Below are 23073 nucleotides of genomic sequence, written 5' to 3' on the forward strand. Positions count from 1 at the left end.
GAGTCGAAGGAGAGACCGATTCTCCCCGCCAGTGCCCCGTCAGCGAACGGTGCGTCTCGTCGACCGTCGACCCCGCTCGGGTGGATGCGGGTCGCGGTTTCCGAGTCAGTCGCCCTCGCCGGACGCGGGTTCGGCGCTCGTCCCGCCGACGAACCCCCGGTCGTTGGCGACCCGCGCGATGCGCGGCTGGAACACCCACGCCGTCAGGAGGACGATGGGGAGCATCGAGACGGCGACGACGGCGTAGCCGGTGTGGAGGTTCGGGAGCAGAGGGGCTGCGTACACCAGCGGGTAGACGATGCCGCCGACGGTGCCGACGCCGCCGACGACGCCCGCGACGGCTCCCGAACTGTCGGGGAACATCGCGGGGACCTGCGCGAAGATCGCCCCCTCGGCGAAGGCGCAGGCCATCCCCACGAGGAACCCGGCACCGACCGCGAGCAGAATCTCGCCGGACAGCCCAGCGAGCGTCATCACGAACATCGTCGCGACGACGAAACACAGCGAGACGAACGTCCACTGCTCGCGGTAGCGGCCGCGAAACAGGGGCAGGATGTCGCGCTCGGCGCGCGCGAGTCGGTCGCTGACGTAGCCGCCGACGGGTCGGAGCAGTCCGGCCGCGACCGAGAACGTCGCCGCGAACGTGCTCGCGAGGACGAGGTTGTCGGTGTCGAACCCCTCGCGGTAGTAGGTGGCGAGCCAGCCGTTCATCGACAGTTCGAGGCCGAACGTCATCACGTACGCGAACGCGAGGACGACGGTCCCGTACCGCGTCGCGGTGTACAGCCAGCCCCGGAAGCTGGCGTTGTCCTTGGTCGCCTGCCGTTTCACGTCGTTCTTCGCCGCTTCGCCCAGGAGGTAGTACGCGACCCCGAGACCGATGGCGACGACGCCCGTGTAGAAGAAGGCGGCCCGCCAGTTCGTCGAGAACAGCGGCCCGTTCCAGTTCGGTCCGAACACCCGCGGGAGGACGAGCGCCCCGCCGGCCGCGCCGGCGTTGCCGACGCCCGCGTAGATTCCCTCGGCGGTCCCCAGTTCCTCCTCCTCGAACCACTCGGAGACGTGCTGGATTCCGATGACGAACGTGATTCCGGCCGTCGCGACGATCAGCCGTTCGACGAAGAACACCGTGTACGACTGCGCGAACGCCGACGCGATGGAGAACACGCCGACGTACCCCAGGACGATGGCGAACACCGACGGGGCGCCGAACTTGTCCGAGAGCCACCCGGTCAGGATGCGGCCGAACGGGGCCAGCCAGATGGCGGCGCTCGCCAGGATGCCGATCTCTGCGAGCGAGAGGCCGAACTCCTCCGCCATCGGTCCCGTGAACGGGGCGAACGAGAACCAGATGAGGAACGAGAAGTTGAACCCCACCGTCGCGAGTAGCAGCGTCCGGTACTTCGTCATCCTGATCAGCCCCATGCCCCACCTCCGTTTCCGGCCGCGCGTCGCCGACGCGTGGTCGCGGTCCGCCCCGTGAGGTCGAACTCCTGCTCGGCGCTGTGACGTGCGCTCATGGACGGAGAGGCCGACTAGCGTCTGATAACTGTACTCCTTTACGTGTTCCCGATTCGCCGTAATTTGTTGGTCGAATGGACACACCTTCGCGGAATATTATCTCTTAAATGCCGTTCATCGGCAGAAAGGTGGACGAACAACCGACCGATTTCGAGCGAGCGACGCGCGCACGGCAGTTCGCGGTAACCGACGCCCACTGAGGGCCTCGGCGTCCCCCGCGTCGAATCGCCGTACTGGTCCGCGATTCGCCGCCCCGGTCGGGGGACGCACTTCGCCAGTCGGTCCGGTTGTCCCACCGGAGTCGCGAGTCCGTCCCCGTCGTCGGGTGCCGCGTGGCCGTCCCGGCGGAAGGACCCCCTCAGCCGGTGCGTTGGGGTCTCTACCTCGAAGTACTCGTTCGGGAGGAGCGTGACGTGACCGCTTCGTCAGTTCTACGGGGGAAATCCTCCGAAACGGAGGGGGTACCGATCCATATTGTATTTATTCTACCTATACCCGGATTCAGACCCCCATTCCATTGTAGATAACGCTTATTGGTGGGCACGTGTGTGGCCTCATCCGAGAACGAATCATGGTGGCACACTTTTCACTCGGAGGAGTCCGTCGTGGCGCATAAGAAGGAAGACTGGAAGGAGGAACTGTACGGGGACGAGGTCCGGGAGAAACTCGTCGAGTTCGCCGAACGGGGCTGGGACTCCATCCCCGAGGAGGAGCGCGACGAGTGGTTCACACGGTTCAAGTTCTGGGGCGTCTTCCACCACCGCTCGGGGCAGGAGTCGTACTTCATGATGCGGCTGACCAACTGCGGCGGGGTGCTCGAACCCCGCCAGTTGCGCGCCATCGGCGAGGTGGCCGACGAGTACGCGACCGGTCCGGTCGAGAACCCGGAGTTCGGCGACGCCTGGGTCGACCTCACGACGCGCCAGTCGATACAACTACACTGGCTCAAACTGGAGGACGTTCCCGACATCTGGGAGAAACTCGAGGCCGTCGGGGTGTCGTCCCGGTCGGCCGGCGGCGATACGATGCGCAACATCTCGGGGTGTCCGGTCGCCGGGAAGGCCGAGGAGTACGTCGAGACCCGCGACCTCCTCGACGAGATTCAGGCGGGCATCCGGGGGGACGACGACCTGTGTAACATGCCCCGGAAGTTCAACATCTCCGTCTCGGGCTGCCGGCAGGGCTGCGCGCAGGACTCGATCAACGACGTCGGTCTCGAACCGGCGCACAAACTCGTCGACGGCGAGGACGTCGAGGGGTTCAACGTGCGCGTCGGGGGCGGACTCGGGGGTCGCGAGCCGCGCCGCGCCCGTTCGCTCGACCTGTTCGTCCGGCCGGAGCGGGCGTACGAGACGGTCCGGACGTTCGTCGAGTACTACCACGAGGCGGGGAACCGCCAGAACCGCTCCAAGAACCGCGCGCGCTTCTTCGTCGACGACGAGGGGACCGGCGCCATCCGGGAGGCGATGGTCGACCGCCTGTCGTTCGAGCCCGAACGCGCGGGGACGGACTTCCGCGGCGAGTACACGTATAACGCCGGTCGGTCGTCCGCGCACGGTCCCCACGACCACGTCGGCGTGTACGGACAGGCGGACGGACGGAACTACGTCGGCCTCTCGGTCGCCGTCGGTCGGCTCACCGCCGAGGAGGCCATCGAACTCGCCGACCTCGCGGACGAGTACGGCTCCGGCGAGGTCAGGCTCACCCGCCGGCAGAACCCGCTCGTCATGGACGTGCCCGACGACCGGCTCGACGACCTGCTGGCCGAACCGCTGCTGGAGAGACACACGCCCGAACCGAACCCGTTCGTCCAGGGGGCGATGGCGTGTACGGGCACGGAGTTCTGCTCGCTCGCGCTCACCGAGACGAAAGCGCGGACGGCCCGGATGCTGCGGTGGCTCCGCGACGAGGTCGAACTCCCGGACGACGTCGACCGCATCAAGATCCACTACTCCGGCTGCACGGCCGACTGCGGGCAGGCGATGACCGCCGACATCGGCCTGCAGGGGATGCGCGCACAGAAGAACGGCGAGATGGTCGAGGCGCTCGACGTGGGCGTCGGCGGCGGCATCGGCGAGGAGCCGTCGTTCATCGAGTGGGTCCGCCAGCGCGTCCCGGCCGACGAGGTACCGGGGATGATTCGGAACCTCGTCGAGGCGTTCGCGGCGCTCCGCGAGGACGGCCAGACGTTCCGCGAGTGGGTCGACGCCACCGGGCAGGGGGCGCTCATCGAACTCGCGGAACCCGAGGAGGTCGAGGGGTACGAGGACCCCTGTCTGTACGACGGGAAGCAGTCGTGGTACCCGTTCGACGACGGTCCCAGCCCCGCGCCGACGGCGGCCGACGGCACGCCCCTGGAGGTCGAAGACTGATGCGTTCCCGACGGCTCGACGTGACCGCGTACACCACGCTCGACCACGTCCCCGCCCGCGCCGAAGGGGACGGGTGGACGGACGAGGCGGTGGCCGTCCTCGACGTGAGGTCGCCGGCGGGTGAGTCCACGGTCTCGCTCGGACTGGAACTCGACCCGAGCGACACGGCGAACCTCCCGCACCACGCCGACTACGTCCCGCTCACGCCCGACCAGGCCCGGACGCTCGCCGCCGACCTGGAGGAGGCCGCCGCGGCCGCCGAGGCCGGCGAGGCGATGACGAGCGGGCGGGGGTGACGATGGCGGGAAACTCCCCGCTCGACGACGACGCACCGGCGTCGCCGACGAACGCACCCGCGGACGCGGCACCCGAACTGCTCGCCGCCGTGCACCCGGGACGCACCCCCGCGACGGGAGGTGACTCGCTTGAGCACGGTCGGTGCACTCCCCGCTCGCGCTCGCCACACGGGGGAGACTCGCGTGAGTGACTCCGACTCCGGTGACCCCGACGGGTCCGAACCGGTTCCGACGACGTGCATGCGGTGTGCGGTGGGCTGCGGTCACCTCCACCACCGCGTCGACACCGGGTACGGCATCGGCTCGGCACAGGGCGACGTCTCTCATCCGGTGAACCGCGGACTGGCGTGCCCGCGCGGCATCGAGGAGACGGTCGACCCCGACGGCGAGTGGCTCACCCGGCCGCTCGTTCGCAAGGGGGACACGCTGGTGCCGACGACGTGGGACGAGGCGCTCGACCGGGCCGTCGCGGCGTTCACCGACGCGCTGGAGGCCGACCGGGACGGCGTCGCGGTCCTCGGGAGCGGCCAGCAGACCAACGAGGCGGCGTACGCGCTCGGCAAACTCGCCCGCGGCGGGTTCGGCACGCGGTACTACGACGCGAACACGACGCTGTGTATGGCGAGCGCGGTGACCGCCTACTACGACGCGTTCGGGAGCGACGCACCGCCGTGTACGTACGACGACATCCCGGACGCGCGCACCCACCTCGTCTGGGGGGCGAACCCGGCGGTCGCTCACCCGGTGATGTTCCGCTGGATAGCGGAGAGCGCGCGCGACGACGGGAGTCGCCTCGTCGTGGTCGACCCCGTCGAGACGAAGACGGCTGGCGTCGCGGACGACCACGTCCGCCCCGACCCGGGCACCGACCTCGCGCTCGCCCGCGCGGTGCTCGCACGGGTGGTCGAACGGGGCGAGGTCGACCGCGGGTTCGTCGACTCGGCCACGACCGGGTTCGCGGACCTGGTCGATACGCTCCCGTCCGTCGAGTCGGCCGCGGCGACCGCCGGCGTCGGCGTCGAGACGGTCGACGCGCTCGCGGACGCGCTGACCGACCGGACGCTCGTCTACTGGGGGATGGGCGTGAACCAGAGCGTCCAGGGTACGAACACCGCGGCCGCGCTCGTCGACCTGTGTCTGGCGACCGGCAACGTGGGACCGGGGACCGGGCCGTTCTCGCTGACCGGACAGGCGAACTCGATGGGCACCCGCGTCTGCTCCTCGAAGGGGACGTGGCCCGGGCAGCGCCCGTTCGACGACCCCGCCGAGCGGCGCGTCGTCGCGGAGGCGTGGGGGGTCCCGCCCGACAGGCTCCCGGACGACCCCGGCCCCGGCCCCGTCGGGACGCTCGAGGCCGTCGCGGACGGTCCGGTCGAGGCGGTGTGGGCGGTGGCGACGAATCCCGTCGTCGGAATGCCCGACGCCACGGCGGTCCGCGACCGACTGGAGGAGGCGTTTCTCGTCGTACAGGACGCGTTCCGCACCGAGACGGCAGAGCTCGCGGACGTCGTCCTGCCGGCGGCGACCTGGGGTGAGTCCGAGGGCACGGCGACGAACATGGAGCGGCGAGTGTCGCGCGTCCGCCCGGCGATGGACCTCCCGGCGGACGTCCGGACCGACCTCGACGTCGTCACGTCGGTCGGCGACCGGGTCGACCCGGGCCTCTTCGACCGAACCGACCCCGAGTCGGTGTTCGACGAGTTCGCGGCGCTCACAGCGGGGACGCCCGCGGACCTCTCGGGGGTCAGCTACGCCCGCCTCGACGCGGAGGGAGCGGTCCGTTGGCCGGCCCCGGACGCCGCCTCGCAGGGGGGGTACCGCTACCTCGACGGGGACGGTGAGGACCGGGAGTGGACGTTCGAGACGCCCTCCGGGCGGGCGCGCTTCTCGACGGCCACCCACGACGGCGTGCCCGAACCCCCCGACGAGACGCACCCGCTCGTGTTGACCACCGGCCGGGAGGCGGACGGCTACAACACGGGCGTCCGCTCGCGCGAACCGCAGTCGACCCCGGACGCGCCGCTCGCCCGCGTCCACCCGACGACGCTCGACGACGCCGGCGTCGACGGCGCTGGCGAGGCGGCGGCGCTCCGTTCGCGCCGCGCGACGGTCCCGGTGCGACCCGAGGCCGACCCCGCCGTGCCGGAGGGGCTGGTCTGGCTCCCCATCCACCACCCACGGACGAACGAACTCACCCTCCCGGAGACGGACCCCCGTTCGGACGAGCCGAACTTCAAGCAGTGCGCGGTTCGGCTCCAGTCTGTCGGAGCCCCCCGGTGCGCCGCGACGGTCGACGCGGAGGCGACGGACGATGACTGACACGCCGGCACCGGGACGGTCAACCACCGGGTCCGACGACGTGGCTCTCCCGGCGGTCCCGCCGTGAGCGACGCGGGCGACGCGGACCGCACGCTTGTCGTCCTCGCGGGCGGCCGCTCGCGGCGGTTCGGCCCGCGGGACAAGGCACTCGCCGACCTCGGAGGCGCACCGATGCTGGCGCGCGTGCTCGACCGGCTCGGTCCGGCCGTCGATTCGCTCGTCGTCAACTGTCGCACCGACCAGCGCGACCCCTTCTCCGCGGCGCTCGGCGACCGCCCCGTCCGGTTCGCGCTCGACCCGGTGTCCGACGCCGGCCCCGTCGTCGGCATGCGCGCGGGCCTCGCCGCGACCGACGCCGACCGCGCGCTCGTCGTGGGCTGTGACATGCCGTTCCTCGACGCCGCGACCGTCCGCGACCTGTTCGCGCGACTCGGTTCCGGGGTCGAGACGGCGGTGGGCGTCGCGGACGGACGGCGACAGCCGCTCGGAGGAGCGTACCGCGTCGGCCCGGCGCGGGACGCCTGCGAGGCGGTCGGCGCGGACGGGCGACTGGCGGAGGTGCTGGACCGCCTCGCGGTCGACGCCGAGCGGGCACCGAGCGTCCCGTTCCGAAGCGTCGACACCCCGGCGGCCGCGACGGCGGCGGCCCGCGAACTCGACGCTGCGCCGCCCGCGCCGCGCGCCGTCGACGACTGACCGCCGCCGGTCGGGCGCGTACCGCCCGTCGGTACCGATTTGTGTACCGGGCTACACCCGACGGTATGGTCTCTACCGCGTTCCCGGTGCAGGTGCTCCTGGGGGTGTATCTCGGCCTGCTCACGGGCATCGTCCCCGCGCTCCTCTCGTGGGGACTCGGCTTTCTGTTCAAGTACTTCACGGGCGTGACGATTCCCGGGTTCGGTGTCGTCGCGCTCGCGCTCGCGGTCGCCGGTGTCAACGGGGGACTGCTCGCGCTGACCGACGAGGGCATCCAGCAGTCGACGAACGAGACGGCGCTACTCGTCGGCATCATCGTCATCCTGATGCTGTCGCTGTACGCGCACGCCAAGGGCGACGCCATGGGCGCGTCGATGCCGAAGCGCATCAACCTCCGCGACCTGACCGAGCGGACGCTCTCGGCCGACGTCGTCGACCTGGCGAGCGGCCGCGGACAGGTCCGCGTCGTCGTCTCCGGCGCCGTCGACGACATGGAGGGGTACCCGCCGCTGCCGGCGGACCTGCGCGCCCGAGTCGGGGAGTTCGCCGCTCCCTTCCCGGCCGACGTTCCGCTCGTGGAACTGGAGTCGAAGGTGGAAGAGCGTCTCCGCGCTGAGTTCGACCTCGCGGACGTGACCGTCAGGCTCGACGAACGGGCACACGCGACAGTCGCCGCCGCGCCGCCGGTCGGCGCGCTCTCGAAACGCGTCCCCTCCGGCAAGCGGGCCGTCTCGCTCTCGACGCTCGTCCCGACGGGGCTGGCGCGTGGCGACGAGGTGACCGTCGTCACGGACGGCGGCCGCCACGACGGGACGGTCGTGAGCGCGGCGTCGGGCGGCGCGAGCGCCGGGAGTGTCGGGAGCACCGCCACCGGCGCGAACGAGACCGGCGACCCCGCCGCGACGGACGGCGGGACGGACGAGTCGGCGGCGGCACCGCGGTTCCCGACGACGACCGGGGGGAGGGCCGCGTCACCGTCGCCGTCGACCGCGGCGCCGCGGAGGCGTTGCTGGGCGCGAGCGTCCGCCGACTGGTCGTCCGGTCGCGCGGGACGCGCCGGGAGTTCGAACTCGTGTCGCTGCTCCGGCGCGCGGGGCGACGGTTCCGGCGACTCACCGTCCGCGCCGACGGCCCGCTCGACGGCCGGACGCTCGCGGAGGCCTCCGTCCGGTCCGAGTACGAGGTGGCCGTGCTCGCGGTCAGGGCCGACGGTCGCTGGACGGTCGCGCCCGCGGGACGGACGCCGATGCACGCGGGCGACGACATCATCGCCGTCGGGCGGACCGGCGCGCTCGACCGGTTCGCGTCGGAGGTGACCTGATGCCCGACCCGGTCGTCGCGGGGGTCGGAGCGGCGTTCGGGGAGTTCACGTGGTTCGGCCTCGGCGGACTCGCCGGTGGCTCGACGACGGTCGCGTCGGCCGGCGCGGCGTCACAGGCGGGACAGGTGTCACAGGTGGCGCAGGTCTCTCGGGCGCTCGCGACTCGTGCGGCCCGAGTCGGCGGGTTCGCGTTCGTGTCGGTCGCGGTCTCGGCGCTCGCGGCGCTCGCGTACCGCTGGTACGTCCGCGAACCGATTCCCACCGGACTGGCCGCCCTGCTCGGAGTGGGGGCGGTCGCGATGTACCTCAACACCATCGGGCTGTTCGCCCAGCTCGTCCCCTCCGGCGTCCCGGGCGCGCCGGCGTCGTCGTCGGACCCCTTCGCGACTGTGACCGTGCTGTCGAACACCGCGACGCTCGCCGTCGCGGCGCTCGCCACCCCGCTCGGCCGCCGACTCGGCGACGGGTTCGCCACGAGCGTCGTCGCCGTCGCCGGGGCCGACCGGGTCGAGGGGGAGGTGAGCCGCCTCGTCCGGACGGTCGGCCGCGTCACGCCGGTCACGCTCCCGACGGGCATCGACGTCATCGAGGGGCACGACCCGGTCCCGGCCGCGACGGTCGAGCGCCTCGCGGGCACGACGCTCATCCTCCCGCGGCGGCCCACCGGGACCGACCTACGCGACCGGCTGGCAACGCGCTTGAAGAACGACTACGGCATCTCGCACGTCGACCTCGACCTGACGGACGACGGGGACGTGTCGTACCTCGCCGTCGGTCAGCGCGTCGCGGGGTTGGGACCGACGCTCGGCCCGGGGACCTGCGCGGTCCCGCTGCGGGCCGACCCGCCCAGCGGTGCGAGCGCGGGCGACGTGGTGCAGGTCTGGACGACCGGAGGGGTCGAGAACCCGGCCGACGACGGCGAGGACGACCCCCCGGAACGCGTCGCGTCCGCGGAACTGCGCGCGACCGCCGGCGACGTGGTGACCGTCGCCGTCGACGAGGCGGACGCGCCGGCGCTCTCGACCGACCGGGAGTACCGCCTCGTCACCCTCCCCGCCGACCCGCAGGTCGACCGGGAGTTCGCCTCGCTACTGCGCGCCGCCGACGAGACGATGGGGGTCGTGACCGTCGGCGAGGACGGCGCGCTAGTCGGCACGTCCGTCGGCGACCTGCCGGGGACGGCCATCGCCGTTCGACCAGCCTCGGGGGGCGTCGACCCACTCCCCCGCCGGGCGCGCACGCTGGAAGCCGGCGACGTGCTCTACCTCGTCGCCCGGCCGGACGCGCTGCGCGACGTCGAGGCGCGGGCCGGCGGTCCTCCGGGCGACACCGCCCGCGGGGCGCAACCCTCTTGACCGCCGCGGCTGGAGTGTGGCGTATGCGCTGGAAACTGTTCGCGGACCTCGCCGAGGCGGCCGGCGGGCGCGAACTCGACGTGGACGCGGGCGACGCGGACACGGTCGGCGAGGCGCTCGACGCTCTGCTCGACGCCAACCCGGCGCTCGCGACGCGCGTCCTCGACGACGAGGGGGACCTCCGCGAACACGTCAACCTCCTCCGGAACGGACGCGACGTGCGCCAGCGGGAGGGGCTGGACACGCCCGTCGACCCGGGCGACGAACTCGCGCTGTTCCCCCCGGTCAGTGGGGGGTGAGAAGCGCCCGCCGGCGCCCCGGTCGCGCCCCCGTTTCGAAACCTTCAACACGGTACCCGCGAAAGACGTAGTCGCGGAAGTACGCCCCGGCGGGTTGGTGGTCTAGTCTGGTTATGACACCTCCTTGACATGGAGGAGGCCGGCAGTTCAAATCTGCCCCAACCCACTTACTTATCACAGATTCGCCGAACAGCCGGCGGTCCGTCACGCCCGCGCCGACTACCGCGAGGTGGTCGCGGTGAGCTTAACCATCGAGGTCGAGCCACTGGTCTGTGGGTTCTGGGGGAATATCCACGACAGGGACCAGGTACGTCCTGCTCTCGACGACGGAAGGTGTCACCGTGACCCTCTCGGTGGATGAGGGGGCTATCTTTCGGATGGTCGGCGCGTCCTACTCCGCGCGCTACCCCGCGTCGACGACCGAACTATCCATCGTCCGTATTCGGTCGCTCCCGGACGGGCGAGTCGACACGTCGAATGGGTGACGACGTCGTGGACGGTCGCGAGGCGACCACCGACCTCGTCGACCGGTTCGACGCGCGGGGCGCGGTCGGAGCGGACGACGCCTCGGCGGGTGCGCGCGGAACGGCGCGGCGGGGACGTACGACGGGAAGGAAATCGACGTGCTCCCGGTGGACCGACGACGCTGTACGCGGCGGTGGTCGACGCCCGTCGGCACGCCCGGTCCCGATCCGGACGGGGTAGACGGACTACTCGACGCTCGCTCAGCGTGAGGGGAGAGGGGGAGCCGTGAGACGCGTGACTGAGCTCTAGCGCTACCCCCGTTTGGTGACGGGAGTGTGGCGCTCTCGCCACGCGTCTCCGGCAGGTATCACGGCGACCGTGCGGCCGGCGGATGGCCGCCCGCGAGCGCGTCGACGCGAAGACAAGCGGACAGGAGCCGGCGCGGACGGGCCCACGTTGTCCGCGGTTCCGGTTATCCCGTCCCGGTCACCGGCGGCGAGTCGTTCAAGTCGGATGCGGAACACACACCGAGAGGGGATGGTGCGACATGGCAACATTCAAAGAGATACACGAGCCGGGAGCGACACCCGATATGAGCCGCTACCGCGTCGAGGAGACCGGCGAGACCGTCACTGGGTGGGCGCTGTATAACCACCTCGTTCACGACGGGACGTCGACCGCGACCGGATGGATTCGGAGCCGGGCGACACCTCGGACGTGTGGACGATTATCGACGAGACCGGCGAGGAGCGCACGCTCCGGCAGATCGCCGACGTCCCCGACGAGGAGGAGGGCTGATGGTCGACCTCACCGACGAGGAGAACGCCGATTGGATGGCCCGCGGGCGCGATGAGCTTACCGACCGCGAGCGGGCCCAGCTCCGCGGCGACGTGGTCGCCCGGTCGGGGCACCGGTTTCTCGTCGTTCGGCGAGGGCTCCTCGACGAACGCGACGGCGGACCACTCCCGCTCGACGTCGAGGCGTCTATCTTCGACGCCCGGACGCGGACGCTCCACGACCCACAGCCGCTCGAGGAAATCCTCGCGCACGACCCCCACTTCGAACCGGTCGACGATGTCGAGGTGGACGGGGAGGAGAACGCGTGAGCGGCGCCCCGGGAGACGCGTTCGCCGACCGACGCGGGACGTCGCAAGGACGACCGGCTCACGCTCGCGTACGAGCCACCGAACTGCGAGGAGCGGACGGTGCGCGTCGAGGCCGCCACGGACGCGGAGGGGGTGAAATCGAACCGTGACGACCCCATCGAGGGAAGCGTGGCGTTCTGGTCCCGCGTCCCGCGACCGCGACAGAGACAGCGCCCCGTACGCGAAGGTCCGACACCGGTCACATGGGGGCGCACGCCGGCGGTCCGGCTTCACGGCCACGTGTCGGACTCGCAGGAGTCGACGGGGACGAGTACCTCGGCGACGTGGAACACGCTGCCGCCGGAGGTGAGGAGGGTGATAGACGTCGTCGCCGGGCGTTCGTGGCGTCCGACTCCAGTGGCGGCGTGAGCCTTCGGGGTCAGTGCCGACTCGGTCGATACGAGCGGGTTCGTCCGCGAGCCCACTTCCTGACAGCCACATCGACGAGCGGAGCGACCAGCTGAACGCGCCTCCGTTCCCGAACGTCACCTCTCCCGATACGCCGGCGGAGTCCCCGCTCTCGGGGCGCGAGTTCTCCCGCCAGCAGTCACGCCAGGAACCGCGTCACCGCCACCGCGACACCCGCCGCCATGAGCGCGATGCCCCACCAGAACGAGTCGCCCGGCAGGTAGACCAGTAGCAGCGTGACGACGCCAGACGTGAACAGCGACCAGCCGACGGTCGTTCGGTAGCTCACGGCCGGTTGGTCCACTGGGAGACGGATACGGGTTGGGGCCGCACGCGCAGGTCCTCGGGCCTACTCTTCGCGGTAGCCGTGTCCGAGCACGAGCGCCGCAGCGTTCCCGAGCAGGAGGACGACGAACAGCGGGAACTCCGCGCCGGTGAGTCCGCCCTCTCCGGCGAGCAGCGGGAGGTACAACAGCGGCGCGACGATGGTGGCGTAGAAGGCGACGGCGCGGAGGGGGAGCGCGTCGACGACGGCCGGAATCGCCTTCTTCAACCGGGCCAGGTTGCGCGAGGGGGTGGAGGAGGACATCGTGGAGGGGCTACTTCCTCCGACGGCTCCCGGCCTCATATAGCCGTACGACCGTTCACGCCGGAAGCGAGGGCCTACTCCCGGTTCATTACCGCTTACGTACGGTTGAGGTGACTTGGTCGGGGTCGAATACGGCTTTGTTTCCACGAGGTTCCCGTCCGTCGGCTGTCGGACGACCGCCCCCCCGCCGCCGGGTGGCGGCAGGCGACGCGGGGCGGGCCAACGGCTATGACGGGGGCTCGCACACTGCCCGTATGGCAACACGAACCGTCGAACGCGGTACGTCACTCGCCGGGGAGTCGGAACCCGCCGCGGACGTGCGCCCCGCCGGCACGGGAGCGCGCGCGGCCGACGCCGGCCCGTCAACGCGAGTCGGCGACGGGGGTGTCGCGTGAGCGCCGACCGAGCGTCGACGGTCCGCGTCGTCGCGGCGGGCGGCACCATCGCCTCGGAACCGGGCGAAGGCGGGGCCGCGCCCGCGAAGGCGGGGGAGGAACTGGTCGAGCAGGTTCCCGAACTCGCCGAGTACGCCGACGTGACCGCCGAGTCCGTCGCCTCGCGTCCGGGGTTCGACATGGACTTCGCCACGGTGACGGCGCTCGCGAACGCGGCCGAACGGGCCGTCGACGACGCCGCGGACGGCGTCGTCGTCACGCACGGGACGGACACGCTCGCGGACACGGCGTTCGCGCTCGCGGTCGGCACGGACCTCCCGATTCCGGTGGTCGTCACCGGTTCGCAGCGCCGCTTCGACGAACCGGGGAGCGACGCGCCGGCGAACCTCCTGACCGCGGTGCGGGCGGCCGCGGACGACCGCTTCGCGCCGGGCGTCGCCGTCGCGTTCGACGACGAACTCCATCCCGCGCGGGACGCAGCGAAGCGTCACACGAACGCTCTCTCCACGTTCGGGTCGCCCGGGAAGGGGCCCGCCGCCACGTTCACGCGGGCCGACGTCGCCGTCCACCGCGCGCTCCGCCCGCCGGACGTGGCGCTGCCGCTGTCGGCCGCCGCCGACGACGTGTCCGTCCCCGTGGTTCACTCGGGGACGGGCGTCGGGACGGACGGGGTCGAACGGGCCCTCGACGGCGGCGCCGACGGACTCGTGGTGCAGGGAACCGGGCTCGGGAACGTGACGGGCGAGTTGGGCGACGCCCTCCGGGAGGCCGTCGAGTCCGTCCCGGTCGTCGTCGGGACGCGCTGTCACGCCGGACCGACCGAACCCGTGTACGGCACCCGCGGCGGGGCGGTGACGCTCGCCGACGCGGGTGCGCTCTTCGCGGGCGACCTGTCCGTCTCCAAGGCGCGCGTCGCGCTCTGTCTCGCGCTCGCGGGCGACGTCCCGGCCGAACGGGTGTTCGAGTCGTTCGCTCCGTCGGACGCGGATGCGACCGGTGCGGACGCGTAGTCGCACCCTACGACCCACCCGGTCGCTCGCCGTCCGCTCGAACGTCGTTCGGACGGCTCCCGTCACTCCCGCTCAGACGACCGCGGCCTCGACGACCGACTCGCAGGTGCGAAACGTCGCTCCCGCTCCGCGCATGTGAGCGACCAGGCCGCGCAGGCGCTCGACCCGGTGGGCGCGGCCCATCACCTGCGGGTGCATCGTGAGGACGAACACGCCCGCGGGTTCGTTCGCGGCCATCCAGTCGAACCCCCGGCGCCACCGTCGGACGACGCCCGCCTCGTCCGCGAACGCCCGGTCGGGCGTGAACGCCATCCCGGGGTAGTCGTCGCGCATCCACGAGACCGGTAGCTCGACCACGTCCGTCTCGCGCCCCCGGTCGTACGCCGCGCCGGGGTCCGGGTCGTCCTCGTACACGCGGTACGGGCGGAAGTCGCTCGCCATCCCCGAGGAACTGTAGGCGAACCCCACCTCCTCCAGTATCGAGACGGTGTGCTCGGAGTAGTCCCACGACGGCGAGCGGTAGCCCGCCGGCGCGCTCCCGGTCAGGTCCGTCAGGCTCTCAACGCCGCGTTCGACGTCCGCGAGTTCCGCCTCGCGCGACTCGTAGCTCCCCGGCGGGGTGTGGCTCCACCCGTGGTGCGCCACCTCGTGTCCCTCCTCGACCACCCGCTCGCACGGGTCCGGGAACGAGTCGACGGTGTGGCCGGGGACGAACCAGGTGCTCGTCAGTCCCTCCTCGGCCAGCAGGTCGAGCAGTCGCGGCGCACCCTCTTCGGCCCCGAACAGCCCCCGCGAGCGGTTCGTCGGTCCGTTCCGACCGGGGATGTGCAACCACGGCGAGACGGCGTCGAAGTCGAACGTGAGACAGACGGTCGGCGCGTCGTCGTCCATGCGGGCGCGTCTCGGGCGACGGTAGAAAAGCTACCCCGGCCTCGGGACGGGTCGGCGCCGACTGTTCCGATTCACGGGTCGCCACCGGCTCACGCCGAGGTGACGAGCCGCCGGAGTTCCGTGCGGATGGCGTCCCGCTTGAGCAGGAGGAAGCCGGCGAACACGAGACAGAAACCCGTCACCGTCGCGGACGTGATGGTCTCGCCGAGCAACACCCACCCGGCGAGCGCGGCGAACAGCGGCGCGACGTACGAGACGAGGTTTATCTCGACGGGTCCCAGCCTGTCGAGCAGGTCGAAGTAGACCAGAAACCCGAGCGCCGACGCCGCGAGCGAGAGGTACGCGAGCGCGGCGAGCGACTCGGCGTTCCACGTCGCGGCCGCGAGTCGCTCGCCCAGTCCGGCCGAGAGGGCGTGCATCAGGAGCGCGCCGAACAGCATCGACCACGCCTCCATCGGTTCGATGGCGAGCCCCGAGTCGATACGGCGGGTGAGCACCGCCCCGAGCGCGAAACTCGCGACGGCGAGCAGGACCAGCCCCTTCGCGGCGGCACCCTCGCCGAGCGGTGTCGCGAGCGACCCGAGCGTGACCGTCCCGCCCGCGAACAGGGAGCCGGCGTCGGTCACCGCGAACAGGGCGTCGGGGTCGGGTTCCGCGAGCACCACCGCGCCGGCGAACCCGACGAGGACGCCGAGGACGCCGAGCGCGGAGAGTCGTTCGCTCGGCAGGAACGCGCGCGAGAAGCCGGTGGTGAGCACCGGGTTCAGTCCCACGATGACCGCCGCGGCGGCGCTCGACACCGCGGGGTCGGCCTGCCCGACGAACAGGAAGGCGTGGTAGGCGGCGATGAGGAGCACCGCCCCGACGCCCACCTCGGCCCACTGTGCGCGCCCGCGGGGGAGCGGGTCGTCGACGGCGTACCACGCGTACGCCAGCATGACGACACCCGCCACGTCGTAGCGGACGGCCGCGAACAGCACGGGCGGGAAGAACGCCAGTCCGGCCTTGATGGCGGCGAACGCCGAGCCCCAGACGGCCGCGAGGAGGAGGAAGAGACCGAGGTTTCGATAGCGGCTCACACCGCGGGTTCCCCGGCGGCGCGCGTGAGGGTTACGGTTCCGACCCGCCGGACGACTCCTCCCGGGGTCCGCCGCCCGAGCCGTCGTCGTCGCCGCTCTCGTCGTCCTCGGGGGCGTCGCCGTCCGTCCGGCCGCTCGCACCGGAGTCGGAGTCGCGCGCGTCCCCCTCGGGGTCGGCCACCTCGTCGGGGACGCTCGTCGGGGCGTCATCGGGGGCCATCGCCATCCCCATCCCGCCGAACTCGGGGTCGGTCACCGGTTCTTCGAGCGTCGCGTCCGTCTCGACGTCCTCGCGGAACAGGTGACACGCCGCCGGGTGCGGTTCGTCGGGGAGCGTCGGCTCCTCCGTCTCGCAGACCGACTCGAACCGCTCGGTCAGCCGGTCGGCCGCCTCCGCCTCGCGTCCGTTCGCCAGGACTTCGAGCGCGTCCTCGACCGTGTCGAGGTTCGCGCCCGTCAGCCCCTCGAGGCCGAACTCCTCGCGCACGGCCGACTTGAACGCCTCCGTCTCCTCGTGCTCCGGGTCGCCCACGGTGTCCCAGACGACGCCCGCGCCGAAGTCGCCCCGCCGCAGTCGGTCGCGGAGGTCCATCACCGAGCGGTACGTCGACTGCTCGATGACGACCCCCGGCGGCGGGATGATTCGTGGACACCGCGTCCGGAACCGACAGCCGGACGGCGGGTTCCGCGGCGAGGGAACGTCGCCCGAGAGCGTCTCGACGCGCCGACCCTGCTCGTCGGTGTCCGCGCGCGGGACGGACTCGAGGAGCGCCTCCGTGTAGGGGTGTTTCGGCGCCTCGAATATCTCCCGTGTCGTCCCCGTCTCGACCACCTCGCCGAGGTACATCACGGCCACCCGGTCGCAGATGTGCCGGACGACGCTCAGGTCGTGCGCGATGAACAGGTACGTCAGGCCGTACTCGGCCTGCAGGTCGTCGAGCAGGTTGAGTATCTGCGCCTGCACGCTCACGTCGAGCGCGGACACGGGTTCGTCGAGCACGATGAACTCCGGGTCGAGCGCCAGCGCCCGGGCGATGCCGACCCGCTGGCGTTGGCCGCCCGAGAACTCGTGGGGGTAGCGGTCCACCTGCCCGGCCGAGAGGCCGACGCGTTCGAGCAGGGTCCGCGCCCGCTCGCGGCGGAGCCGGCGCTTGGGGGCCCCGACGGAGACGGTCACGCCGTACCCGTCCGGGCGCTCTGTCACGTCCGCGTCGAGCACCTCGTCGTACCGGCCGAACGAGACGGCGACGCCCTCGTCGTCCCCCGTCGCGTCCACGTGCACCGGGACGCGCGCGACGCCGTCCTCGCTCTCGACGGCCGCGTCGACGTCGTCCTCGACGGTCACCTCGACGGCCGCGTTCCCCTCCACGGTCACGTCCGCCTCGACCGAGACGTCCGGGTCCGGAGCGGGGAGTCCGTGAATCTTCAGCCCCTCCGCGATGACGTCGCCGACGGTCATGCGCGGGTCGAGACTGGAGAATGGGTCCTGAAAGACTATCTGCGCGCGCTTGCGGAAGCGGCGCAGGTCCTCGGAGTCCATTCCGAGCACGTCCTCGCCGTCGAACCGGACCGTCCCGTCAGTCGCGTCGCGGAGGCGCAACAGCGTCTCGCCCGTCGTGGACTTCCCGCAGCCCGACTCGCCGACGAGTCCGAGCGTCTCCCCTCGCTCGATGCTCAGGTCGACCCCGTCGACCGCCTTGACGCTCGTCGGGTCGCGTCCCATGAGCCGGTCGACGAGCGTGTCGTTCTCGTAGTAGTACTTCCGCAGGTCTCGCACGGAGAGGAGGTCCTCGTCGCCGCTCGCGTCCGCCTCCGCTCGCAGTTCGGTCTCGCTCTCAGTCACCGGCGGTCACCTCCTCGTCCGCGGCGTCGCCGCGCCCGGCGTCGTCCTCGAAGTAGCCGTCGGGGAGCGCGGCCGACTCGTCGTACTCCTGTACGGCGAGCACGCACCGGGCGGCGTGTTCCTCGCTCTCGCCGGCGTCGTACTCCGGGACGGGCTGGAGGCAGTCCTCCATCGCCTTCGGGCAGCGGTCCGCGAAGTAACACCGGTCACCCATCTCCGAGTCGAGCAGCGACGGGACGTTCCCCTCGATGGGCTGGAGGCGCGGCGCGGGGTCGTCGAGGTCCGGGACGGAGCCGAGCAGCCCCTCCGTGTAGGGGTGGACCGGCGCGTCGAACACGTCCGAGAGCGTCCCGCGCTCGACGAACTGGCCGGCGTACATCACGCCGACGCGGTCGCACATCCGCGCGATGACGCCCAGGTCATGGGTTATCATGACGACGGACATGCCCTCCTCGGCCTGCAGGTCCCGCAGCAGGTTGAGTATCTGCGCCTGGATGGTCACGTCGAGCGCCGTCGTCGGCTCGTCCGCGACCAGCACGTCCGGTTCGCCGGCGAGCGCCTGGGCTATCATCGCCCGCTGGAGCATCCCGCCGCTGAACTGGTGGGGGTACTCCTCGGCGCGTTCGGCCGGGTCGGGGATGCCGACCTGTTCGAGCAGTTCGACCGCGCGCGCCTCGCTCGCCTCGCTCGTGAAGTCGCGGCCGGGGACGACCGAGTCGAGGATGAGCCGTCCCAGCCCGTACCCCTGCGTGCGCGAGCGGGTGCGCCGCGGGTTGGCGTCCGCGCGCCGCTGGACCTCCACCGCCTCGGCGATCTGCTCGCCGACGGTGACCGAGGGGTTGAGCGACGACATCGGGTCCTGGAATATCATCGAGAACGCCGGTCCGCGGAGCGAGCGGCGCACGCCCGTCGGCAGGCGGCGCACGTCGACGAACTCCCCGTCGACGGCCGCGGGCGTCTCGTCGGCGAACTCCTCCGCGAGCCCCGGGTCGCGGTACCACACCTCGCCGCTCGTGATGCGGCCGGGCGACTCGATGAGGTCGATGACCGACAGCGCGGTGACCGACTTGCCCGACCCCGACTCGCCGACGATGCCGAACACCTCGCCGTCGCGCACGTCGAAGTCGACGCCCTCGACGGCGTTCACCTGTCCCTCGTCGGTGAAGAACCGGGTCGAGAGGTCGCGGACCCGGAGCACGTCGTCGTCGTGGCCGGTCGGCGCGCCGGAGGCGTGTCCGTCCGCCGTGGGTCGCGTCTCGGTCATCTCAGACACCCCCCTCCCCCTCGATGCCGGGGTCGAGCGCGTCGCGGAGCCAGTCCCCGACGAGGTTGATACCGATGACGGTGAACACGATGGCCAGCCCCGGCATCGTCGCTATCCACCAGGCGGACGCGAGGTAGTCGCGCCCCTGCGCGATGTCGAAGCCCCACGAGAGCGTCGTCCCCGAGAAGCCGAGGAACGACAGCGAGGACTCCAGCAGGATGATGGCCGCGACCTGGATGGTCGCCAGCACGAGGATGGGCGTGGTCGCGTTCGGGAGGACGTGCCGGAGCACGATGCGGGCGTCGTCCGCGCCCAGCGCCCGGGCGGCCTTCACGAACTCCTCCTCGCGGATGGAGAGCGCCTCCCCGCGCGAGACGCGCGCGAACCACACCCAGTTCACCAGTCCGACGACGACGACGACCGTCCCCGGAAGCGTGAACGTGTCCGGCATCGGCGTCGGGAGGCCGACCGCGCTCCGGACCGGGGCGACCACCCCCGACAGCACGAACGGGTCGGGGAGCGTCAGGCTCGCGCGCCCCCAGACGCCGATGAGCGCGATGGCCAGCACCAGCGAGGGGAACGCGAGCGAGATGTCCGCGAACCGCATCAGCGCGTCGTCGACCCGACCGCGGTAGTAGCCCGCGGTCAGCCCGACGGTCACCCCCAGCACCGTCGCCAGCAGGGTGCCGAACAGCCCCACGAGCAGCGACGTCCGCGCGCCGTAGATGACCCGCGAGAGCATGTCCTGTCCGAGCGAGTTCGTCCCGAGCGGGTGCGAGAGCGTCGCGCTCGTCGTGTTCGTCACGTTCACCGTCTGGACGCTGCCGTTGACCATGCGCGTCTCCGTCTGTTGTTCCGTCTCCGTGAACCCGAGCGGCGGGAGCCGCGAGTTGTCGAGGTCCTGCGTCGTGGGGTTGTGCGGCGCGAGGAAGGGGGCGAACACCGCCACGAACACGATGACGAACACGAGCGCGACCCCGATTTTCGAGAGGGCGCTCGTGTCGAACTCCGACTTGAGGTTCCGGACGGTCCGGGGGGATACCGACAGCGCGCCGAGCAGGCGCGCGCCGACCGAGTAGAGCCAGTCGAGCGGACCCGCCATCAGTCGGCCACCACCTGCGGGTCGAGGTAGGCGTACAGCGCGTCGACCACGACGTTCACGAGCACGAAGCCCACCCCGATGACGATGAGGCTCCCCTGGATGATGGGCCAGTCACGGGCGTTGATGGCCGCGATGAGCGTCGTTCCCAGCCCGGGCCACGCGAACACCGCCTCGGTGATGACCGCCCCGCCGATGAGCGTCCCCATCTGGAGACCCAGCACCGTCACCACGGGGATGAGCGTGTTCTTCAGCGCGTGCCTGTAGCGCACGAGCGACTCGGGCAACCCCTTCGCCCGCGTCGCGCGGACGTACTGCTTGCCGAGTTCGTCCAGCATCCCCGAGCGGGTGAGCCGGGTGACGAGCGCCGTGAAGTACGTCCCCAGCGTGATGGCCGGGAGGAACAGCGACGCGAGCCACGCGCCCGCGACGCCGAGGAACGGTCGCGGCCCGGTCAGCGCCGCGAGCGAACTCGCGAACCCGAACGCCCGTCCGCTCGTCGGGAGGAGGTTCAACTCCACCGACAGGAGCAACACCAGCATGATTCCCAGCCAGAAGTTCGGCGTCGAGATGCCCACCAGCGAGAACGTCGTCGCGGCGTAGTCGGCCGGTTCGTGCCGCCGGGTCGCGCTCACGACCCCGAGCGGGATGGAGAGCACGATGGCGACCACCGTGGACGCGACGGCGAGTTCCAGCGTCGCCGGGAGCTTGCTGAACACGACCGCGCTCGCCTCGATGCTGGAGATGTACGAGTAGCCCATCTCCCCGTGCAGGAGCTCCCAGACGTAGTTGCCGTACTGGACGTAGATGGGCTCGTTGAGGCCGAGTTCCTCGGCGATGCGGCGTCGCAACTCCGGGCTGGCGTCCAGCGGGGCGACGGCGTTGACCGGGCTTCCGGGGGTGATGAACCGCAGCCCGAACACGACGGTCACGACGCCCCAGACGACCAGCACGCCCTGCAGACCACGTTTGAGTACGAACCGTCCGTAAGACATGTGACGTAGAGAGCCGTTCGCGGGTGGTTAGTTGCCGGGGAGGCTCTGTGCGTTCTCGACGAGGCTGTCGAACTCCTCGTTCTTCCACGTCGTCAACACGCCGTCGCTCGTGAGCAGCGGGATGAGCGTCTGGCTGGCGTCGAACGTGGCGTTCCCCCAGCCGATGAGGAACCAGTGGGGCTTGTCCTCGATGTTTCCGGTGAGGAGTTCGTCGACGAGCGAACTGAACTCGCGCTGTTCGACGCTCGCGGAGACGTTCGACAGTTCGTTTATCTGGTTGGCGGTTGCGCGAGCGATCTCGACGTCCTTGAGGTACCGCCCGACGGGCGTGTGGAGCGTGATCTCCGCGCCGGCGTACCCCGACTCCTCGACCAGTTGCTCGGCCCGTTCCTTGTCGTACGGGTAGGCGTTCACCTCGCCGTTGTGGCCGGTGAACCCCTCGAGGGTGGGCTGGCCGGTCTGGTCGCCGAACGTCTGGAGGACGTTCTGCACGATGGACTCGAGGTTCACCGCGTAATTCAGCGCGCGCCGGAACGCCTCGGAGTCGAACGGCTCCACGTCGGTCCGGAGCCCGTTGTAGATGATGCGCGTGGACGGTACCGCCGCGATGGACGCCGAGTCGGAGTTGTTCACCCGGCTCACCTCCTGGGGCGGGACGTTGACGACGATGTCGGACTCGCCGCCGAGCAGTTTGTTCACTCGCGTGCTCGACTCCTTCGCGCCGTCGAACGTGAGCGTCGAGATGGCCGCGGGCTCCTGCCAGTAGTCCTCGAACCGCTCGAACTCGACGGAGACGCCCTGCTCGTAGTTCGCGAGCGCGAACGGGCCGGTCCCGTTCATGTTCTGGTTGATGTAGGCGTTCTCGTGTTCCTCGACCCACGACTTCTGCATCACGTCGCAGTAGCTCGCGAACAGCGCGAACACGATGGGATTGAGGTTCTCCGAGTTCACCCGGACCGTGCGGTCCTCGGCGCTCGCCACCTCCGCGCCCGTGACGCCCGCGAGCTGGTCGCGCTGCGGGCTCTCGAGACCGCCCACGTCGCCCTGGACGATGCGGTTGACGGAGAACGCGACGTCCTCGGGGGTCAGCGCGTCGCCGTTGTGGAACGTCACGTCGTCGCGGATGGTGAACTCGACGGTCCCCTCCTCGACGCGCCGGTAGTCGGTCGCGAGCATGTTGATGACCTTCCCCGTCCGGTCGCGCGCGAGGACGCCCTCGTACGCCTGCAGGACGACGTTGTCGGTGGTCGTCTCGCGGTGGTCGTGCGGGTCGAGACCCGTGTCCATCTGCCCCTGCGTGATGACGACGTCCTCGCCGCCGTCGCCCGCGGGCTGGATGGCGTACGCGTCGATTCGTTCGTCGCGCCGCGCCTGCCAGTCGATGGCCTGCGACTTGCCGTACACCGAGTACTGGCGGTTGAGGAATATCCACGGCGCCCCCTCGTGGGCAACGAGGTTCGCGCGCTTGAGGTACTCCGCTCGCGTCTCCGGTTCGGGGCGCTCTGTCGTCCCCTGTTCGGTCGTCCCCTGCTCGCTCGTCGGCGAGGGAGTGCTCTCTCCGCCGGCGGTGGTCTCCTCGGCGGCGGTGGCTTCCCCGCCACCCTGGTTCCCCGAACAGCCTGCGAGCGCGGCGGCTCCGGCCGCCGACCCGACTGCGCTCAAGAATCGTCGTCGTGAGGTCTGCTCCTCGGACATACGCCCCACGAAGGCG

The 23073-nt window shown here is 71.2% G+C and carries 21 protein-coding genes, 1 tRNA gene and 1 pseudogene; 13 read left to right on the forward strand and 10 right to left on the reverse strand.

The annotated features are described in order from the left end of the window. Positions 1 to 105 precede the first annotated feature (105 nt). On the reverse strand, positions 106 to 1425 hold the full coding sequence (locus AC6RUA_RS15020) for an MFS transporter (protein ID WP_499813804.1): 1320 nt from the start codon (positions 1423 to 1425) through the stop codon (positions 106 to 108). A gap of 701 nt (positions 1426 to 2126) precedes the next feature. On the opposite strand from AC6RUA_RS15020, the gene AC6RUA_RS15025 reads away from it, so the two are divergent. The 11 genes and pseudogenes from AC6RUA_RS15025 (at position 2127) to AC6RUA_RS15075 (ending at position 12158) form a co-directional block, all read left to right on the forward strand. Next, the gene (locus AC6RUA_RS15025) at positions 2127 to 3893 is read left to right on the forward strand and encodes a nitrite/sulfite reductase (RefSeq protein WP_499813805.1); all 1767 of its coding nucleotides are present in this window, start codon (positions 2127 to 2129) and stop codon (positions 3891 to 3893) included. After that, positions 3893 to 4189 carry a DUF6360 family protein gene (locus tag AC6RUA_RS15030; protein WP_499813806.1) on the forward strand — a complete coding sequence of 99 codons (297 nt, stop codon included), beginning with the start codon at positions 3893 to 3895 and terminating at the stop codon, positions 4187 to 4189. The genes AC6RUA_RS15025 and AC6RUA_RS15030 overlap by 1 nt, the downstream gene beginning before the upstream one ends. A gap of 240 nt (positions 4190 to 4429) precedes the next feature. After that, positions 4430 to 6508: an assimilatory nitrate reductase NasA gene (nasA, locus tag AC6RUA_RS15035; RefSeq protein ID WP_499815456.1), complete on the forward strand. Its 2079-nt coding sequence runs from the start codon at positions 4430 to 4432 to the stop codon at positions 6506 to 6508. Between the two features lie 63 nt (positions 6509 to 6571). After that, on the forward strand, positions 6572 to 7204 hold the full coding sequence (locus tag AC6RUA_RS15040) for a molybdenum cofactor guanylyltransferase (RefSeq protein ID WP_499813807.1): 633 nt from the start codon (positions 6572 to 6574) through the stop codon (positions 7202 to 7204). A 65-nt stretch (positions 7205 to 7269) separates the two neighbouring features. Next, a pseudogene (locus tag AC6RUA_RS15045) lies at positions 7270 to 8198 on the forward strand (DUF8167 domain-containing protein); the annotation flags it as partial. Between the two features lie 78 nt (positions 8199 to 8276). After that, entirely contained in the window at positions 8277 to 8525 is a 249-nt protein-coding gene (locus AC6RUA_RS15050; RefSeq protein ID WP_499815457.1) for a TrkA C-terminal domain-containing protein, read from the forward strand. Next, positions 8525 to 9880 carry a DUF8167 domain-containing protein gene (locus AC6RUA_RS15055; protein WP_499813808.1) on the forward strand — a complete coding sequence of 452 codons (1356 nt, stop codon included), beginning with the start codon at positions 8525 to 8527 and terminating at the stop codon, positions 9878 to 9880. The genes AC6RUA_RS15050 and AC6RUA_RS15055 overlap by 1 nt, the downstream gene beginning before the upstream one ends. 23 nt (positions 9881 to 9903) lie before the next feature. Then, positions 9904 to 10179 carry a ubiquitin-like small modifier protein 1 gene (locus tag AC6RUA_RS15060; protein WP_499813809.1) on the forward strand — a complete coding sequence of 92 codons (276 nt, stop codon included), beginning with the start codon at positions 9904 to 9906 and terminating at the stop codon, positions 10177 to 10179. A gap of 91 nt (positions 10180 to 10270) precedes the next feature. Then, positions 10271 to 10345 (forward strand) — tRNA-Val (locus AC6RUA_RS15065). A gap of 1096 nt (positions 10346 to 11441) precedes the next feature. Next, the gene (locus AC6RUA_RS15070; protein WP_499813810.1) at positions 11442 to 11750 is read left to right on the forward strand and encodes a hypothetical protein; all 309 of its coding nucleotides are present in this window, start codon (positions 11442 to 11444) and stop codon (positions 11748 to 11750) included. Positions 11751 to 11849: 99 nt separating this feature from the next. After that, positions 11850 to 12158, forward strand: coding sequence for a hypothetical protein (locus AC6RUA_RS15075; RefSeq protein ID WP_499813811.1), 309 nt, complete (start codon positions 11850 to 11852; stop codon positions 12156 to 12158). A 178-nt stretch (positions 12159 to 12336) separates the two neighbouring features. On the opposite strand, the gene AC6RUA_RS15080 is transcribed toward AC6RUA_RS15075, so the two are convergent. Together AC6RUA_RS15080 and AC6RUA_RS15085 are read right to left on the reverse strand one after the other, a co-directional pair. Beyond that, on the reverse strand, positions 12337 to 12486 hold the full coding sequence (locus AC6RUA_RS15080; protein WP_499813812.1) for a hypothetical protein: 150 nt from the start codon (positions 12484 to 12486) through the stop codon (positions 12337 to 12339). A 60-nt stretch (positions 12487 to 12546) separates the two neighbouring features. Next, the gene (locus AC6RUA_RS15085) at positions 12547 to 12786 is read right to left on the reverse strand and encodes a DUF8028 family protein (protein ID WP_499813813.1); all 240 of its coding nucleotides are present in this window, start codon (positions 12784 to 12786) and stop codon (positions 12547 to 12549) included. 254 nt (positions 12787 to 13040) lie between these two features. On the opposite strand from AC6RUA_RS15085, the gene AC6RUA_RS15090 reads away from it, so the two are divergent. Continuing rightward, entirely contained in the window at positions 13041 to 13181 is a 141-nt protein-coding gene (locus AC6RUA_RS15090; RefSeq protein WP_499813814.1) for a hypothetical protein, read from the forward strand. Further along, the gene (locus tag AC6RUA_RS15095) at positions 13178 to 14191 is read left to right on the forward strand and encodes an asparaginase (RefSeq protein WP_499813815.1); all 1014 of its coding nucleotides are present in this window, start codon (positions 13178 to 13180) and stop codon (positions 14189 to 14191) included. The genes AC6RUA_RS15090 and AC6RUA_RS15095 overlap by 4 nt, the downstream gene beginning before the upstream one ends. Positions 14192 to 14263: 72 nt before the next feature. Here the strand turns inward: AC6RUA_RS15095 and AC6RUA_RS15100 are convergent, their stop codons facing one another. From AC6RUA_RS15100 to AC6RUA_RS15130, 7 genes are all read right to left on the reverse strand, one after another. Continuing rightward, the gene (locus AC6RUA_RS15100) at positions 14264 to 15082 is read right to left on the reverse strand and encodes a polysaccharide deacetylase family protein (RefSeq protein WP_499813816.1); all 819 of its coding nucleotides are present in this window, start codon (positions 15080 to 15082) and stop codon (positions 14264 to 14266) included. An 89-nt stretch (positions 15083 to 15171) separates the two neighbouring features. Further along, entirely contained in the window at positions 15172 to 16161 is a 990-nt protein-coding gene (locus AC6RUA_RS15105) for a DMT family transporter (RefSeq protein WP_499813817.1), read from the reverse strand. Between the two features lie 31 nt (positions 16162 to 16192). Next, positions 16193 to 18004, reverse strand: a complete 1812-nt coding sequence (locus tag AC6RUA_RS15110) for an ABC transporter ATP-binding protein (RefSeq protein ID WP_499813818.1) — start codon at positions 18002 to 18004, stop codon at positions 16193 to 16195. Beyond that, positions 17997 to 19268 carry an ABC transporter ATP-binding protein gene (locus AC6RUA_RS15115; protein ID WP_499813819.1) on the reverse strand — a complete coding sequence of 424 codons (1272 nt, stop codon included), beginning with the start codon at positions 19266 to 19268 and terminating at the stop codon, positions 17997 to 17999. Before AC6RUA_RS15115 ends, AC6RUA_RS15110 begins: the two co-directional genes overlap by 8 nt. Before the next feature lies 1 nt (position 19269). Continuing rightward, on the reverse strand, positions 19270 to 20370 hold the full coding sequence (locus AC6RUA_RS15120) for an ABC transporter permease (RefSeq protein ID WP_499813820.1): 1101 nt from the start codon (positions 20368 to 20370) through the stop codon (positions 19270 to 19272). Then, entirely contained in the window at positions 20370 to 21362 is a 993-nt protein-coding gene (locus AC6RUA_RS15125) for an ABC transporter permease (protein WP_499813821.1), read from the reverse strand. The genes AC6RUA_RS15120 and AC6RUA_RS15125 overlap by 1 nt, the downstream gene beginning before the upstream one ends. 27 nt (positions 21363 to 21389) lie before the next feature. After that, complete coding sequence (locus AC6RUA_RS15130) at positions 21390 to 23057, reverse strand: ABC transporter substrate-binding protein (RefSeq protein ID WP_499813822.1); 1668 nt, start codon at positions 23055 to 23057, stop codon at positions 21390 to 21392. Positions 23058 to 23073: the final 16 nt, after the last annotated feature.

It is taken from the genome of Halorarum sp. SLYT50 (assembly GCF_059821265.1).

What these genes read in the sequence shown, in the direction of transcription:
- AC6RUA_RS15130 (WP_499813822.1), bottom strand. Translation starts at nt 23,057, where the DNA reads ATGTCCGAGGAGCAGACCTCACGACGACGATTCTTGAGCGCAGTCGGG.
- nasA (WP_499815456.1), top strand. Translation starts at nt 4,430, where the DNA reads ATGCGGTGTGCGGTGGGCTGCGGTCACCTCCACCACCGCGTCGACACC.
- AC6RUA_RS15100 (WP_499813816.1), bottom strand. Translation starts at nt 15,082, where the DNA reads ATGGACGACGACGCGCCGACCGTCTGTCTCACGTTCGACTTCGACGCC.
- AC6RUA_RS15060 (WP_499813809.1), top strand. Translation starts at nt 9,904, where the DNA reads ATGCGCTGGAAACTGTTCGCGGACCTCGCCGAGGCGGCCGGCGGGCGC.
- AC6RUA_RS15125 (WP_499813821.1), bottom strand. Translation starts at nt 21,362, where the DNA reads ATGTCTTACGGACGGTTCGTACTCAAACGTGGTCTGCAGGGCGTGCTG.
- AC6RUA_RS15120 (WP_499813820.1), bottom strand. Translation starts at nt 20,370, where the DNA reads ATGGCGGGTCCGCTCGACTGGCTCTACTCGGTCGGCGCGCGCCTGCTC.
- AC6RUA_RS15115 (WP_499813819.1), bottom strand. Translation starts at nt 19,268, where the DNA reads ATGACCGAGACGCGACCCACGGCGGACGGACACGCCTCCGGCGCGCCG.
- AC6RUA_RS15070 (WP_499813810.1), top strand. Translation starts at nt 11,442, where the DNA reads ATGGTCGACCTCACCGACGAGGAGAACGCCGATTGGATGGCCCGCGGG.
- AC6RUA_RS15030 (WP_499813806.1), top strand. Translation starts at nt 3,893, where the DNA reads ATGCGTTCCCGACGGCTCGACGTGACCGCGTACACCACGCTCGACCAC.
- AC6RUA_RS15055 (WP_499813808.1), top strand. Translation starts at nt 8,525, where the DNA reads ATGCCCGACCCGGTCGTCGCGGGGGTCGGAGCGGCGTTCGGGGAGTTC.
- AC6RUA_RS15090 (WP_499813814.1), top strand. Translation starts at nt 13,041, where the DNA reads ATGGCAACACGAACCGTCGAACGCGGTACGTCACTCGCCGGGGAGTCG.
- AC6RUA_RS15085 (WP_499813813.1), bottom strand. Translation starts at nt 12,786, where the DNA reads ATGTCCTCCTCCACCCCCTCGCGCAACCTGGCCCGGTTGAAGAAGGCG.
- AC6RUA_RS15020 (WP_499813804.1), bottom strand. Translation starts at nt 1,425, where the DNA reads ATGGGGCTGATCAGGATGACGAAGTACCGGACGCTGCTACTCGCGACG.